Annotated in this window: 12 protein-coding genes and 1 pseudogene; 12 read left to right on the top strand and 1 reads right to left on the bottom strand. The window is 61.4% G+C overall.

The window, feature by feature from the left end; translation table 11 throughout:
* The first annotated feature begins 1 nt into the window (after position 1).
* On the top strand, positions 2 to 1876 hold the full coding sequence (dnaK, locus tag DI606_RS17200; protein ID WP_293985148.1) for a molecular chaperone DnaK: 1875 nt from the start codon (positions 2 to 4) through the stop codon (positions 1874 to 1876).
* Between the two features lie 40 nt (positions 1877 to 1916).
* On the top strand, positions 1917 to 2492 hold the full coding sequence (locus tag DI606_RS17195) for a nucleotide exchange factor GrpE (RefSeq protein WP_293985147.1): 576 nt from the start codon (positions 1917 to 1919) through the stop codon (positions 2490 to 2492).
* A gap of 84 nt (positions 2493 to 2576) precedes the next feature.
* Here the strand turns inward: DI606_RS17195 and DI606_RS17190 are convergent, their stop codons facing one another.
* Entirely contained in the window at positions 2577 to 3455 is an 879-nt protein-coding gene (locus tag DI606_RS17190) for a YfdX family protein (RefSeq protein ID WP_293985146.1), read from the bottom strand.
* A gap of 271 nt (positions 3456 to 3726) precedes the next feature.
* On the opposite strand from DI606_RS17190, the gene DI606_RS17185 reads away from it, so the two are divergent.
* The 10 genes and pseudogenes from DI606_RS17185 to DI606_RS17140 all read left to right on the top strand — a co-directional run bounded on the left by DI606_RS17185 (position 3727) and on the right by DI606_RS17140 (position 15181).
* Positions 3727 to 4077, top strand: coding sequence for an antitoxin Xre/MbcA/ParS toxin-binding domain-containing protein (locus DI606_RS17185; protein WP_293985145.1), 351 nt, complete (start codon positions 3727 to 3729; stop codon positions 4075 to 4077).
* 8 nt (positions 4078 to 4085) lie between these two features.
* Complete coding sequence (locus DI606_RS17180; protein WP_293985144.1) at positions 4086 to 4784, top strand: hypothetical protein; 699 nt, start codon at positions 4086 to 4088, stop codon at positions 4782 to 4784.
* 130 nt (positions 4785 to 4914) lie between these two features.
* Positions 4915 to 5646: a damage-inducible mutagenesis protein gene (locus DI606_RS17175; RefSeq protein ID WP_293985151.1), complete on the top strand. Its 732-nt coding sequence runs from the start codon at positions 4915 to 4917 to the stop codon at positions 5644 to 5646.
* Complete coding sequence (locus DI606_RS17170) at positions 5567 to 7120, top strand: DUF6504 family protein (protein WP_293985143.1); 1554 nt, start codon at positions 5567 to 5569, stop codon at positions 7118 to 7120. Before DI606_RS17175 ends, DI606_RS17170 begins: the two co-directional genes overlap by 80 nt.
* 30 nt (positions 7121 to 7150) lie before the next feature.
* A pseudogene (locus DI606_RS17165) lies at positions 7151 to 9679 on the top strand (error-prone DNA polymerase); the annotation flags it as partial.
* Between the two features lie 121 nt (positions 9680 to 9800).
* Positions 9801 to 11981 (top strand): catalase, encoded by a 2181-nt coding sequence (locus DI606_RS17160; RefSeq protein WP_293985150.1) that lies wholly within the window; start codon positions 9801 to 9803, stop codon positions 11979 to 11981.
* A complete protein-coding gene (locus tag DI606_RS17155; RefSeq protein WP_293985149.1) occupies positions 11962 to 12537 on the top strand; it encodes an ankyrin repeat domain-containing protein in 576 nt (191 codons plus the stop codon). The genes DI606_RS17160 and DI606_RS17155 overlap by 20 nt, the downstream gene beginning before the upstream one ends.
* A 51-nt stretch (positions 12538 to 12588) precedes the next feature.
* Positions 12589 to 13752, top strand: a complete 1164-nt coding sequence (locus DI606_RS17150) for a glycosyltransferase (RefSeq protein WP_293985142.1) — start codon at positions 12589 to 12591, stop codon at positions 13750 to 13752.
* Positions 13749 to 14702 (top strand): glycosyltransferase family 2 protein, encoded by a 954-nt coding sequence (locus DI606_RS17145; protein WP_367119490.1) that lies wholly within the window; start codon positions 13749 to 13751, stop codon positions 14700 to 14702. The genes DI606_RS17150 and DI606_RS17145 overlap by 4 nt, the downstream gene beginning before the upstream one ends.
* A gap of 74 nt (positions 14703 to 14776) precedes the next feature.
* The gene (locus DI606_RS17140; protein WP_293985140.1) at positions 14777 to 15181 is read left to right on the top strand and encodes a hypothetical protein; all 405 of its coding nucleotides are present in this window, start codon (positions 14777 to 14779) and stop codon (positions 15179 to 15181) included.
* Positions 15182 to 15253: the final 72 nt, after the last annotated feature.

Genomic DNA, 15253 nt, shown 5'->3' with positions numbered 1-15253 from the left:
CGTGGCAAGAGCTATTGGTATCGATCTCGGCACGACGAATTCCTGTGTCGCGATCATGGAGGGCAAGAACCCCAAGGTAATCGAGAACGCGGAGGGCGCTCGGACGACCCCGTCGATGGTCGCATTCCGAGCCGACGGTGAGGTGCTTGTCGGTGCTGCGGCCAAGCGTCAGGCCGTGACGAACCCGGAGCAGACGCTCTTCGCGATCAAGCGCCTGATTGGCCGTCGCTATGACGACCCAATCGTCCAGACGGACAAGGAAATGGTCGCATACAAGATCGTAGCAGGACCGAACGGTGACGCATGGGTGGAGGTGAACGGGAAGAAGTCGAGCCCGAGCGAGATTTCGGGACACATCCTCCGTAAAATGAAGGAGACGGCGGAGAAGTATCTCGGCGAGCCGGTGACTGAGGCCGTAATCACGGTGCCTGCCTACTTCAACGATGCCCAGCGTCAGGCGACAAAGGATGCCGGGACGATCGCCGGTCTTGAGGTATTGCGCATCATCAACGAGCCGACCGCGGCCGCGCTGGCCTATGGCCTCGAGAAGAAGAAGACCGGCACTGTCGCCGTCTACGATCTCGGCGGCGGCACGTTCGACGTCTCGATCCTCGAGCTAGGTGACGGCGTGTTCGAGGTGAAGTCCACGAACGGCGATACCTTCCTGGGTGGGGAGGACTTCGACAAGCGAGTCATCGATTTCCTGGCGGACGAGTTCAAGAAGCAGCAGGGCATCGACCTGCGGCAAGACCGGCTTGCGCTGCAGCGGCTGAAGGAAGCCGCGGAGAAGGCTAAGATCGAACTGAGTTCGGCCACCCAGACCGACATCAACCTTCCTTTCATCACGGCCGACCAAGCGGGCCCCAAGCATCTGGACATCCGCCTGACGCGGGCGAAGCTGGAGGCGCTGGTCGAGGACCTCGTTACTCGGACTTCTGAGCCCTGTCTCGCAGCGCTCAAGGATGCTGGCATTTCGGCATCAGACCTGGACGAGGTGATCCTCGTCGGCGGAATGACCCGGATGCCCAAGATCGTGGAGACGGTTAAGTCGATCTTCGGCCGGGATCCGCATCTTGGCGTCAATCCCGACGAAGTCGTGGCATTGGGTGCCGCCATTCAGGCTGGGGTGCTCAAGGGCCAGGTCGAGGATGTCTTGCTGCTGGATGTGGCACCGCTCTCCCTTGGAATCGAGACGCTCGGTGGGGTGATGACCAAGCTGATCGACCGCAACACGACAATCCCCACACGGAAGAGCCAGATCTTCTCGACGGCTGAGGACAACCAGCCCGCGGTCACGATCCGTGTATTCCAGGGCGAGCGCGAGATGGCAGCTGACAATACGCTGCTTGGCCAGTTCAATCTGGAGAACATCGCTCCAGCGCCGCGTGGCCTGCCGCAGATCGAGGTCGCCTTCGACATCGATGCGAACGGGATCGTAAACGTATCGGCCACCGACAAAGGGACCGGGCGTGAGCAGAAGATCACCATTCAGTCTTCAGGGGGTCTGACGGAGGACGAGATCCAGAGGGCACTCAAGGACGCCGAGGAGCACGCAAGCGAGGACAAGGTCAAACGGGAGTTGGCTGAAACCCGAAACCAGGCAGACGCTCTGATCTTCGTCGCTGAAAAGCGTCTCGAGGAGGCAGGTGAGAACGTTGGTGTCGCTGATCGCACCGCTGTCGAGGAAGCGATGTCCTCCCTTAAGGAAACGATGGCGGGAGACAATGTCGAGCCCATCCGCCGGAAGACTGAGGTTCTGGATGAGGCGACCCGCCGTCTGGGCGATGCGATCAGCGCCCAGCAGGCGGAAGAGCCAGCAGCGGACGATGGGATCGTCGACGCCGAGTTCGAGGAAGCCGGCGAGCAGAAGAGCTGACGAAGGCTGGCTCAACCTCCATAGCGAGATGGAACGATATATGACGCAACAGGATGAAAGCGGGGAGGGCGATCTCGCCCAACCCCAAGATGATTTGCAGGACTCATCGCGCATCGAAAAGGACGGGGCTGGGGTGGGACAGCCAGCCTCGGAAGCCGAGAGTCCGAATGAGTTGAAGGATCGGTTGCTCCGGGCGCTCGCTGATGCGGAGAATGCAAGAAAGCGCGCAGACAGCGCGCATCAGGTAGGACGCACAGCCGGTGTAGCGGAAGTTACGCAGGGCCTCATACCGGCTCTCGATAGCCTCGATTTCGCTATGACCACCCTGAAGCCGGCATCGGAGAATCTAGAGCCGCAATTGCAGGCTATTCGTGAGGGTCTGGAGGCCACGCGTCGTGCGTTTCTCAACGCTTTCGCCAGGTTCGGGATTGAGCTGATCAGTCCGAATGCTGGCGAGCGGTTCGATCCGAACATCCATGAGGCCGTTACCACGCAGCCGGGCGAAGAAGCCGAGGCTGGTAAGGTGGCGGCCACGCTTCAGAGTGGATACCGGGTTGGGACGAGATTGATCCGACCTGCGCGGGTCGTGATCGTGGATGGCGTTTCTTCCACCTGAACGAGAAACACGAGGCTTGCCGGCGTCAACGAAAGGGGCGTGGACGGAGCCGGCGGCAGCTTCTGTGCTGCCGCCGGCTTCAATTTATTTGCGGGGCTGACTGGACCGCCGGGCGGCATCGAATTTCGACCCTACGGGGTCGAGGAGCCCCGTTGCAGACTGCGAGCCCGCGGTGCGCCGCTCGATTTCTGCGACGACGGCGAGCAGATCGGTCATTTCGGCCTCGGTTGCGTAGCCAAGCGCGCGACCCAGACGCAACTGCGCGGTAGCGGTCGCCAGGTAGGCTCGCATTTGCGTGCTTTCCGTTTCGCTGCGCTTCTTCTTCTCAAGCAGGCTGCGTGCCTGCTCCAAGGCCGCCTGTGCGCGGACCAGCGGGAGGGGGATAATCACGTCCTCGACCACGAGGGTCGAGAGCGTGGTCTGCAAGGCGACCTTCGCTGCCTGAGCCTTGCCATCGTGAAGCAGGGTGGCCGCCTTCTTCAGCGCATCCGGATAGGTGGCGAGCGGCAGCTTGCTGACGCTTACAACCGTCTCCGAGGCAAGATCTGAGATGAGGCGCCGAGCGACCTGCAGTTGCTCCTGCGCCAAAGCGGCTGCCGCTTGGCCGCGGAGCTTTTCGACATCCGCTTCGGTGGCGACGACATCGTGGGTCGAGACTGTCGCTCCGACCATGGCGAAGCCCAACCCCGGATTCCGGGCGAGCACTATCTCCAGTTTGCCGGTTGCACGCGTCAGTGCGGCGAGTGCATCGTCGGGCTTGTTCTGGTCGATGGCCTCGATCGCGTTCTGGGTTTCTCGGAGAGCCTCGGCGGCCTCGTCAACCACCTTGTCACGTTTCTGGGTCTCCGGCGAAGGAGCTGGTGCCGCAGACGTGCTCTGGGGCGACGCCTGGGCGAAGGCATGTGTGGGGATCGAAGCGACAAGTGCCGCAACCGCCGTCGAAACCGCTAGCTTCTTGCTCATATTCCACCTCGTTCTGACTGTTGTGTTGGTGGACAGGCCAAACGTGGGGGCGCCGAGCCTGCCGCCCCGGTTCCGCGCCCGAAGGTGGGCCAAGGCTGGTCAATCTGGCTACGGGAGGTCGGCATCGACGCTGATCTATCTCAGCGGGCGTGAAAGTCGTTTGATGGCGTGTGGGCGAGACGCGGATCTACCTGCCCGGTGCACCCTCTGCCGCTCGTGTTGACAAGCAGTAATGATGTATGTATATCCCCGGTATAGAAAGAGGTGTGCGATGTTTGAAAATCGGATCGAGGCAGGCCTTGTCACGCGTCGTTGCGAGGCCGCGCTGGACGGATGGGGATTGGACGCGGAGGAACGTCACGGGGTTCAGGTCTGTGGGATCAGCCCCTGCGAGCCCGGGGCGGCTGTGGCGCTTGAGACGCGTGCGCGTCATCTGGTCGACGTGGACCGTAGTGTCGCGGCCCTTGTTGGGCATGAAGCCCTGATGCCGCTCTGGCTCCGTCTGCCGCAGGAGGGCCTGTCGGGTATGGCGCCGTTGGATGTCATGCTCGCCCATCAGTCCGGGCTGCGGTTCGTGCGCGGACTCCTGCTGCGCGAACAGCTCTCGCGGGGGTTCGCGTGACGCGCGCAATGATCCTCGATATCGCCACTCGGATCGAGGTGCCGAAGCGTGGTGGTGCGGAGAGGCAGTATCGAAGTCCCGTCCGGTCGCTTGTATGCGAGGGGATCGTCGCCGTCGCAATGCTGGAGTTCGAGGTGGACCAGGAGGGCTTTTGCTCGAACTTTTCTCTCGAAAGCATGGACCGGCGGATGGCGGGCGAATCCGCTGTCGTGGTCAAGGCCGAACGCAAGCTGGCGGCGTTGCTGAAGAACGAAGGGGCGCTGATCATGCATCACGGCCGTCGGGATCTCGCAGCACTGCGGCTGGCTGCACTGCGCCATTTCCACTTCTCCATCGGAGGCGCGGTGAACTGGTTGATCGACGACCAGGGTGGATACTTCGACCTTGTGACTATGCTCGCTTCAGGCACTGGCGAGGAGGATGAGTTCCGTGACTTGGTCGCTCGCTTCGGAGGTGGCTTGAAAAGCCCTCAGACGCTGCCTGTCGGCCCCGTCCGGCGCGAGCGGGTCACGGCGGAGGTCAACGTCGTCCAGGCTATGATGGTCTATCTGCACCTGCTTGCGGAGATCCGGCGGTCTTTCCAGCCGCTGTCGCATGGGATGATGGCTCTTACGGATTTTATTTCGTCGAGATCGTCGTCCTCACCGCACCTCATCCAGCTGCTTGAAACCGAGGTTTTCAAGACCTTTGACACGATTCCGTTTTGATAGCGGATCGCTCGGCGTCCCGGTTTGGAGACTGCCTGCCGGCGTCGTCCGACTGCAGCCATCTTGACGCGGGAAGCGTCAATGGAACAAAAAGGGAACGAATCAACCGTTGTCGAGTCTCTATGCCGTTATGTCCACCGTTCGCGTCCTCGAAGATCTACGTGCGCGTATTGCGTCAATCGAAGGCGTAGCGGTCCGGCACGGCTTGCTGCCGTTCGGCCAAGAGGAGTTGGACGCTGAACTCCCAGGTGGGGGGATTGCTAATGGAGCGCTTCACGAATTCGCCGGGAGCCAAGACCTTGCGGACGACGCCAGCGCTACGATCTTTCTAGCTGGAATTCTTGCTCGGCTGGATGGGCCAGTGATCTGGTGCCTCGCATGGCGCGACCTCTTCGCTCCAGCTCTCAGTCAGGCAGGTCTTCATCCAGACCGAGTGATATATGTGGAGGCTGGGAGCGACACGCAGGTCCTTCTGGCGATGGAGGAGGCACTTCGCCATTCCGGTATTGCCGGCGTCGTAGGCGAGGTGACGAAGTATTCGACGACCGCATCCAAGCGTCTGCAGCTCGCGGCTGAGGCGTCAGGTGTAACTGCCTTCGTGTTTCGTCGAGCATCTCGGACTGAACAGGTTGCTGAGGGCACGGCAGCTGTGACGCGATGGCGGGTGCGTGCCGCTCCAAGCGCACCACTTGGCATTGCCAGCGTCGGTCGGCCTCGTTGGGAGGTGGCTTTGGAACGCGTGCGCGGGGGAAATCCCCGCGCCTGGCTTGTGGAGGGGTGTGATGCGCAGGGTCGTATCGCTCTTCCTGCGGCACTGGTCCACGGACCGGCTGCGCAGGAAGGGCAGCACGCAGCCGCCTAACGGGGCTATCGGTCGCCCGCTCGTCACTGCCGTTGCCGACCATGGCCGTCGCATTGTGGCGTCGACGGACGTGGCCGCTTCAGCGCTGGGGATCACGACCGGCATGACCGTGACCAAGGCGCGCTCCTACGCACCTGACTTGGAGGTCGTAGATGCGGATTTCGATGCGGATCTCGAGGGACTTCGGCAACTGGCTTTCTGGGCGGGTCGACGCTACTCGCCTATCGTCGCAGTGGCACAGCCTGATGGTCTTTGGCTGGACATAACCGGTTGCGCTCAGCTTTTTGACACGGAGCGCGCGTTGGTGAACGACCTTCACCGACGGGTGGCGGCCTTTGGCCTGTCTATGCAGATCGCTGTCGCCGACACTGCAGGATGTGCGCACGCTGTGGCGCGGCATGTTCCTGCTGGGAGGCCGGTGATCATCGAACCGGGTGACCATCGGAAGGCAATTGCGCTTCTACCTGTTTCGGCGCTTCGTCTCGACCAGCAGGCCGTGATTGGTCTGCGCAAGCTCGGGTTCGAGCGCATCGAGCAACTCATAGCGACCCACAGGGCGCCGTTGGCGAAGCGCTTCGGGCGCAATCTCCATCGCCGGCTCGACCAGGCGCTGGGGTTTGCGCCCGAGCCGATAGAGCCGATCTTTCCCGATACGCTTCCGAGCTCCCGCCGTAGTTTCATAGAGCCGATCCTGACGGCGGAGGCTTTTGGGAGCGTCATCGGCGACCTTGTCACCGACCTCGTGGCACAGCTTGTCACGATGGGAAGAGGTGCGCGCAGGCTCGATTGCTTCTTCTACCGGGTAGATGGGCATGTGCAGGCGATCCGTGTCGGAACGGCGAAGCCCTCAAGGGATCGCGGCCATCTAGCTAAGCTGCTGACAGCGAAGGTGGAGACGATTGATCCCGGTCTCGGAATTGAGGCGATGTTGCTGGTGGCGCCACTCGTAGACGTCATGGGACCGGAAGGTGTCGGGCTTGAGGGCATGATGCGGAACGGCCGGCGTGAGCCGGACCTTTCGGCGCTCGTCGACGCGCTTGCTAATCGGTTCGGCGGGCAACGATTGTTCCGGAATGCCCCGAGCGCCAGTGCAATGCCAGAACGCACGGTGGTGAGGGGATCTCCCATCGGTGTGGCCGGAGGGGCGACGTGGGACGAGGACCTGCCGAGGCCTTGTCGCATGCTCACCCCGCCCGAGCCCATCGACGTGACTGCCATGATGCCGGATCATCCGCCGGCGATGTTCGTCTGGAGGCGCAAGCGCTTCCGCGTCACGCAGGCGGATGGTCCGGAGAGGCTGCATGGCGAATGGTGGCGAGAGCAGGGAATGGAAGCGGACCGTCCGATGATGGTCCGCGACTACTATCAGGTCGAGACCCAATCGGGGGGACGCTATTGGGTGTTCCGTCTTGGAGATGGCGAGAATCCCGCCACCGGTCCGATGCGATGGTTCATCCATGGTGCCTTCGCATGATGCAGGGCTACATCTCGGCTGGTATACTCCGTGGCTTCCGCTGATGCCGGCTATGTCGAGCTAGAAGTCACGAGCCACTTCAGCTTTCTTCGGGGCGCATCCAGTCCAGAGGAGCTTTTTGCAACGGCGGCCGCCCTCGGACTCGATGCCATCGGAGTGGTCGATCGCAATTCGGTGGCCGGAATCGTCCGTGCGTGGGATGCCGAGAGGGCTACTGGCGTCAGAGCGATCATTGGCTGCAGGCTCGACCTGGCGGACGGGGCGGCGGTGCTGGTCTACCCGACAGACCGCGAAGCATATGGTCGAATGTGCAGACTCCTCAGCGTCGGGAAGTCGCGCGCAGGCAAGGGGGCATGCCAACTCGACTGGGATGATGTCGAACAATGGAGCGAGGGTCTGATCGCGATCCTGGCACCTGATCAGGCGGATGCGTTCACGGATGCGGCGCTTCATCGGCTGAAGCGTATATTCCGGGATAGGGCCTACCTTGCGCTGTCGATCCGTCGCAGACCGCGTGATGCCGTCCGCCTGCGCGATCTTGCAGCGATGGCCGCCAAGGCGCGTGTGCCCACGGTGGCAACTGGCGACGTCCTTTATCACATTCCCGATCGGCGGCTGCTACAGGACGTTGTGACGTGCATCCGGGAAAAGTGCACCATCGACGAGCTTGGCGGCCGGCGGGAGCGGTATTCCGATAGGCACCTGAAGCCTGCCGCGGAGATGCACCGGCTCTTCAGGCGCTATCTCAAGGACACGGACCCCGTTGCTCGGAGTGTCGAGATAGCAGACCGGTGCACCTTCAGTCTCGAACAGCTGAAATACCAGTATCCCGATGAGATTAGTGTGCCGGGGCGCACGCCGCAGGAGGAGCTAGCGCGGCTTACCTGGGAAAAGGCGCCACTGAGATATCCAGATGGCGTGAGCGCGGAGGTCCACAAGCAACTCGAACACGAGCTGCGTCTGATCGCGGAACTCGATTACGCGCCCTACTTTCTAACGGTTCACTCGATCGTAGCTGAAGCTCGCCGGCGTGAGATACTGTGCCAAGGGCGTGGATCCGCAGCCAACAGCGCGGTCTGCTACGTCCTTGGAATCACATCGATAGATCCCGTTCGCTCTGAACTCCTGTTCGAACGGTTCGTGTCGGCCGAGCGTCGTGAGCCGCCAGATATAGATGTCGACTTCGAGCATGAGCGACGTGAGGAAATGATCCAGTGGATCTATGAGACGTATGGCCGCGAGCGCAGCGCGCTGACGGCGGTGGTGACCAGATATCGAGCTCGCGGCGCCGTTCGCGAGGCGGGCAAGGCGCTGGGACTGTCAGAGGACATGACGAGCGCGCTGTCGTCGTCGGTCTGGGGTTGGAGCCGTGAGGGCGTTGAGGAGAAGCATGCCGAAGAATTGAACTTCGACATGGGAGATAGACGGCTGGCGCTCACGCTTGATCTTGCACGGCAACTCATCAACACGCCTAGGCACCTCTCTCAGCACCCCGGAGGATTCGTCCTCACTCGCGATCGGCTGGATGAACTCGTCCCAATCGAACCTGCGGCGATGGACGATCGCCAAGTGATCGAGTGGGACAAGGACGATATAGACGCGCTTGGCTTTATGAAGGTCGACGTCCTTGCGCTCGGCATGTTGAGCTGCCTGCGGCGTGCGTTCGAATTCATGTCCAACGACAAGGGTGTAGACCTAGACCTCGCCACCATCCCGGCGGAGGATACTGCTACTTACGAAATGATCCGGCGGGCCGACACGCTTGGTGTTTTTCAGATCGAAAGCCGAGCTCAGATGGCGTCGATCCCGCTCATGGCGCCTAAGACCTTCTATGATCTCGTGATCCAGGTGGCCATCGTGCGACCGGGTCCCATTCAAGGTGACATGGTCCATCCCTACCGCCGCCGGCGGAATGGAGAGGAGGAGGTGACCTATCCAACGCCGGAGTTGCGACGTGTGCTGGAGAAGACGCTCGGCGTGCCCTTATTTCAGGAACAGGCGATGCGCGTAGCGATCGAATGCGCCGGGTTCACTGCAAGTGAGGCAGACCTGCTCCGGCGCGCGATGGCTACCTTCAAGCTCACGGGAGGCGTGTCACATTTTCAGGACAAGCTGATCGGCGGAATGGTCGCACGGGGCTACGATCGCGAATTTGCCGAAAAGACTTTCAAGCAGATCGAAGGGTTCGGCTCGTATGGCTTTCCTGAGAGTCACGCAGCGAGTTTTGCGCTGTTGGCCTATGCGTCGTCTTGGGTGAAGTGCCATCATCCGGACGCGTTCTGCGCCGCTCTGCTCAACGCCCAGCCGATGGGCTTCTACGCTCCGGCGCAAATCGTTCGGGATGCAAAGGAGCATGGCGTCGAGATCCGTCCCATAGACGTCAACCATAGCCGCTGGGACTGCACGCTCGAAACCACCAGCGGTCGATACATGGCAGTGCGTCTCGGGCTTTGCATGGTTCGCGACCTGGCTAACGCCGACGGCGCGGCGATTGTGGGATCGTTACAACCGAAGTTAGTTTTTGCCCCCTTGATGCAACTCGTTTCGCGCGCATCGCTTTGGCCATAGGACTGCGAGCGCCACGTCGAACGACTTCATCGCTCTTCAGGTCCTCTTAATGCAGCGGGCAGGAACCTTTCTGTCCGATCCCACGGCTTTACTTAGAAAAGGCGCGATGATCATGGCGAAGTCCTCAAGTAATAATGTCGCGCGTAAGACACGAGGAAAGTCGCCAACTAAGTCTGGGCCAAACGGTGCAGAGCAGGTTGGGGCAGGCATCGACCTTCTACTGGGGGATGGGGGTGAAACACACCAAACGGCCGACAGCGATACCGAGGTGCTGACCACACAACAGGGCGTTCCCGTTTCCGACGATCAGAATAGCCTGAAGCAGGGCGCACGCGGCCCCACTTTGCTGGAGGACTTCCATTTCCGTGAGAAGATCTTCCACTTCGATCATGAGCGCATTCCGGAGCGAGTGGTGCATGCTAGAGGGTATGCGGCCCATGGCTTTTTCGAGCTTACCGAGAGCCTGTCCGATGTGACGAGCGCCGACGTGTTTCAGCGCACGGGAGAGAGGACCCCAGCGTTTGTAAGGTTTTCCACGGTTGCAGGGTCCAAGGGCTCACCCGACCTAGCCCGCGACGTCCGCGGCTTTGCTGTCAAAATCTACACGAAAGAAGGCAACTGGGACCTCGTCGGCAATAACATCCCGGTCTTCTTCATCCAGGACGCGATGAAGTTCCCCGACCTGATCCATGCAGCCAAGCCTGCTCCCGACCGTGCGTTCCCGCAAGCGCAGACGGCACACGACAATTTCTGGGATTTCATCAGCCTGACGCCTGAGAGCATGCACATGGTCATGTGGGCCATGTCGGACCGCACACTCCCGCGGTCATTCCGAACCATGGAGGGCTTCGGCGTTCACACCTTCCGTCTGCTTGATGCAGAGGGGAATTCTACCTTCGTCAAGTTCCACTGGAAGCCGAAGTCCGGGTTGCAATCGGTCGTTTGGAACGAAGCGGTGAAGATCAATGGTGCTGATCCAGACTTCCACCGGCGGGACCTCTGGGATGCCATCGAAAATGGCGACTTCCCTGAATGGGAGCTCGGTGTGCAGTTGTTCGACGAGGCTTTCGCGGAATCGTTCGATTTCGACGTGCTCGACGCGACCAAGATCATCCCAGAGGAACTGGTTCCTGTCCGCATCGTAGGTAGGCTCGTCCTCGACCGGGTTGTCGAAAACTTCTTCGCTGAGACCGAGCAGGTGGCATTCTGCACCCAGCACGTCCCGCCAGGTATCGACTTCACCAACGATCCGCTTCTGCAGGGGCGCAACTTCTCCTATCTCGACACCCAGCTGAAGCGGTTGGGTGGACCGAACTTCACTCACATCCCGATCAATGCGCCCAAATGTCCCGTTTCCCACTTTCAGCAGGACGGTCACATGGCGATCAAGTATCGCGCTGGCCGGGCCAACTACGAACCCAACAGCTGGGGTCCGGGGATCGGCGGCCCGCGCGAGGATCCTGTGCGCGGGTTCCGGAGCTACGAGGCGGAGCCCGATGGTCCCAAGCTGCGGATCCGGCCGGAGAGCTTCGCAGACCACTATAGCCAGGCGCGTCAGTTCCTAATCAGCCAGACGCCTGTGGAGCAGAAGCATATCGGCGATGCCCTGGTGTTCGAACTCTCGAAGGTAGAGCGCGTCGAAATCCGTTCGCGCGTAGTTTCACATCTGGTCAACATCGACGCAGGCCTCGCGGCGACTGTCGCGGATGGGCTGGGGATGGAGGTTCCGGAAGCAGCGCCGGCCGCGCGGCCGACCATGACGGAACTTCCACCCTCGGCCGCCTTAAGCATCGTCAACAACGGTCCCGACAGTTTCGAGGGCCGGAAGGTTGGCATCCTCGTGACGAACGGTTCCGATAGCAAGATGCTCGCCGCTCTGACCAAGGCGATCGAGAAGGAGGGCGCGCTCTACGAGCTCGTCGCCCCCAAGATCGGCGGCGTGACGCTGTCGGACGGGACACAGATGCCCGCGAAGCAGAAGATCGATGGCGGTCCATCCATCCTCTACGACGCAGTGGCGGTCATTCCTTCGCCGGAAGGCGCTGCCCTTCTTGCGATCGATGCGCCTTCCAAGGATTTCGTCACAGACGCGTTTGCGCACTGCAAGTTCATCGGGATCGGACCGGATGCCGCCCCGCTTTTCGAGAAGGCCGGACTGTCGGACGATCTGGACGATGGCTGCCTGCCGGTGGGTTCGGCGAAGGATGCCACTGCCTTCATTGAGGCGTGCCGTAAGCTGCGGTTCTGGGATCGGGAGCTCAAGGTTGATCTTGATGCCCAAGCCGATGCTTGAGGCCCGCACCGCCCCGCTGCCATCAGCGGCACGCATTCAGGAGCTTCTTCTTGATGCTGCCCGGATCGGCCGGACCGACATGGTCGCTCCCCTCCTTGCTGCAGGTGCTGACGTGGATGGTCGTGACCGCCACGGTTACACGGCACTCATTCTGGCGGCCTACCACGGGCACCTTGAGACTGCCGTGGCACTTCTCGATCATGGTGCTGCGGTTGACGCCGTCGACGATAAGCGCGGAAACACGGCGCTCATGGGCATCGCCTTCAAGGGCTACGACGAGATCGCCGAGGAATTGATCGACGCAGGTGCAGACGTCGATCGGCGAAACAATGCCGGCCAGACTGCGCTCATGATGGCATCGCTGGTGGGACACGCCCGCATCGCGTCGCTCCTTATGCGGGCGGGAGCAAACCCTACGCTCCGGGACGTCGCCGGCAACTGCGCTCGCTCGGTAGCCGCCGCTCAAGGCAATTCCGAGATGACCCTACTGCTTGCAGGGCCCGTTCCGGCGGCAGTGTCGACGATGTCAAACCCGCAGGTGGTCACGCTTCAATAGCGTTCTGCCTCCGCAACAAAACCCTAACGAGGAAAACAAAGAGGGGTATGAATGAGGATCGCTGTTCTAGCGCACTTGAAGCATCCCATCGCCGAGCCTTTTGCCGGCGGTCTCGAGACGCATACTCACCTTCTTGCGCGTTCACTGCGGGATCGCGGCCATGACGTGACGATCTTCGCATCTACAAAGTCCGACCGCAGCCTCGGCCTTGAGGCGATATGCGACGAGACGGCGTTGCTGAACGTGGGAACGGCTGAAGCAACGGACATCGCCTTCTTCCAAGAGCACCACGCCTACCTCTCGGTAATGCAGCGGTTGCGCCGGAGCGCGTTCGACATCGTGCATAACAACTCGCTTCACTACTTGCCGGTGGCAATGGCTGACACGCTGCCGATGCCGGTCGTTACGACATTCCACACGCCGCCTTTCTGCTGGCTGGAAAGCGGCGTCCGACTGTGCACGTCGTCGAACGCGAAGTTCGTATCGGTGTCCGACAGCGTGAGCAGGCTGTGGAAGCACGTGGCCGGTCGAAGCGAGGTCGTGATGAACGGTATCGATTTGACCCGGTTCGCCTTCAGGCCCGAGCCCGCTGCTGAACCCTATCTCGCCTGGCAGGGTAGGATTGTGCCGGAAAAAGGGCTCGAGTTTGCAATCGCGGCAGCACAGATTCTCGGCATGAAATTGAAGATCGCTGGCCCGAGCCTCGACCGGAAATACTTCGAGACGGCAGTCATGCCTCATCTTGGTGATGAGATCGTCTACGAGGGGCATCTAGCCCATGGAGAACTTTCCGAGTTGATCGGAGGTGCCCGCGCACTTCTGGTAACCCCGCGGTGGGACGAGCCCTACGGCCTTGTAGTCGCTGAGGCTCTCGCATGCGGTGTTCCGGTAGCGGCGTTCGATCGGGGTGCAATGAGGGAGATTCTTACCTCGGATTGCGGTTCGATCGCCAAGCCTGACGACGCCATGTCGTTAAGTGAGTGCGCCCGTCGGGCAATCCAGCTTTCGCGGACAGCGGCCCGCAGGCGTGCTGAGATGGCCTGCGACGCAGAGATCATGGTCGACGGCTATGAACGCATTTATGATCAGTTGGTAGGGCAGAGGCTGGACGAACATCTGGTGGCCCAGATGACGTCGCGAACGGCAAGACCCTCAGTCCTTCAAGCTGCACTAGGACCTCTGGCAGGGCTGGCTGCAAAGCCGGTTGCGCTATGAACTCGGGACGGCACGCTGCCGAGCCGACGTCAGAGTTCGTCGTCTGCGTTCCCAGCAGAAACGAGGCAGAGCGACTTCCTATCTTGCTTCGTTCTCTAGCGGAGCAGGACTGCGAAGCACCTGTCCACGTCCAGATCTGCGTCAACAACAGTCACGACGGATCGGTCGACCGGGTTTGCACAGCGGCACAGAAGCATGCTGACCGCCTTGTCATCCACCTAGACGAGATCGACTTTCCTCCTGAAACCGCCAACGCCGGCACGGCACGTAGGCGGGCGATGGGTCTCGGCCTTCATCGGTTGAGTTGCCTCGATACGGGTGTCCTCCTGACGACTGATGCGGACGCCCGGTTGCCCTCCCACTGGATCTCAGCGAACCTTGCCGCCATCAGTCGGGGCGCTGACCTGGTTGGAGGACGCATCTTGCTTGATAGGAGCGAAGCTGTTCCTCAGCACGTCGTTCGACTCAGAGCGATGCTCGACAGCTACTGGGAGGAGGTGAGGGAAATCGAGGATACGATCGATCCTTTGCCTCACGACCCTCCGCCGCGACATGGCGACCATACGGGTGCAAGCCTCGCGATAAGGGCTGCAACCTATATAGCTGCTGGGGGCGTCCCTCCCATCGAGACAGGTGAGGACCGGGCGCTGGTGTCCTCTGCGCTCGCCACGGGCGCACACCTCGCTCATCCAATGGACGTCTGGGTGGAAGTGTCTGCTCGAACGGTGGGTCGGGCTGTCGGCGGGATGGCCGACTACCTTCGGAGGCTGCAGGCGGGTCCCGATGACGGGCCCTACCTGCCGCCACTGGAGGCGTGGCGGGATCTCGCAGAATGGCGTTGTGCTCTACGCCAGGAGCAGGATGGCGACCGGCGTATTGCCGTGGAGGAGCGGCTTCGGCCGCCGATGCCGGAAACTCTCCGGCTTCGAGACAGATACGGCGCGGCGTGAGTGGACCGATAGGATACTACGTCCATCACCATGGACGCGGCCACCTCGACCGAGCGATGCTACTGGCTAGCGGAATGAACCAAGACGTCGTCCTCCTGGGGACGGGTCTCAGCGCAAATGGTGTGGATGGGGTCGAACTTGCCGATGACAGGCTTGAGGATGGGTTCGACGGCCTGGACCATGAAGTCAGCCGCCCGCTCAGCCTCCATTATGCACCTTTACGCCATCCTGGGATCAGGCTGCGGACTGCTGCGATCAGTCGCTGGTTCGAAGAGGCTGACCCCAGTCTGATGGTGGTTGATGTGTCGACAGAGGTAGCGATGCTAGCGAGACTGGCGTCGGTCCCCGTCGCGTATGTCCGCCTTGCGGGTCTGCGTGTCGATCAGCCACATCTTGAGGCCTTTCGAAGTGCCCTCACGCTCATAGCGCCGTTCCATGAAAGTCTCGAAACATCGTTAGCGTCCGCGCTCGTGGTGTAATTTCCGGTGTAGATTGAGGTTGTCGCATGGGGTGGGGCATGCCCCACCCCATGCGATTTCGATCTCGGTGGC

It is taken from the genome of Sphingobium sp. (assembly GCF_003248505.1).
In the GTDB taxonomy this organism is placed as follows: Bacteria; Pseudomonadota; Alphaproteobacteria; order Sphingomonadales; family Sphingomonadaceae; genus Sphingobium.
This window is presented reverse-complemented; position numbering and strand designations above follow the sequence as displayed.

Bases quoted from the DNA above. Each gene is read 5' to 3' on its own strand.
- DI606_RS17195 (WP_293985147.1), top strand. From the start codon at position 1,917: ATGACGCAACAGGATGAAAGCGGGGAGGGCGATCTCGCCCAACCCCAA.
- DI606_RS17190 (WP_293985146.1), bottom strand. From the start codon at position 3,455: ATGAGCAAGAAGCTAGCGGTTTCGACGGCGGTTGCGGCACTTGTCGCT.
- DI606_RS17185 (WP_293985145.1), top strand. From the start codon at position 3,727: ATGTTTGAAAATCGGATCGAGGCAGGCCTTGTCACGCGTCGTTGCGAG.
- DI606_RS17180 (WP_293985144.1), top strand. From the start codon at position 4,086: ATGATCCTCGATATCGCCACTCGGATCGAGGTGCCGAAGCGTGGTGGT.
- DI606_RS17175 (WP_293985151.1), top strand. From the start codon at position 4,915: ATGTCCACCGTTCGCGTCCTCGAAGATCTACGTGCGCGTATTGCGTCA.
- DI606_RS17170 (WP_293985143.1), top strand. From the start codon at position 5,567: ATGCGCAGGGTCGTATCGCTCTTCCTGCGGCACTGGTCCACGGACCGG.
- DI606_RS17160 (WP_293985150.1), top strand. From the start codon at position 9,801: ATGGCGAAGTCCTCAAGTAATAATGTCGCGCGTAAGACACGAGGAAAG.
- DI606_RS17155 (WP_293985149.1), top strand. From the start codon at position 11,962: ATGCCCAAGCCGATGCTTGAGGCCCGCACCGCCCCGCTGCCATCAGCG.
- DI606_RS17150 (WP_293985142.1), top strand. From the start codon at position 12,589: ATGAGGATCGCTGTTCTAGCGCACTTGAAGCATCCCATCGCCGAGCCT.
- DI606_RS17145 (WP_367119490.1), top strand. From the start codon at position 13,749: ATGAACTCGGGACGGCACGCTGCCGAGCCGACGTCAGAGTTCGTCGTC.
- DI606_RS17140 (WP_293985140.1), top strand. From the start codon at position 14,777: ATGAACCAAGACGTCGTCCTCCTGGGGACGGGTCTCAGCGCAAATGGT.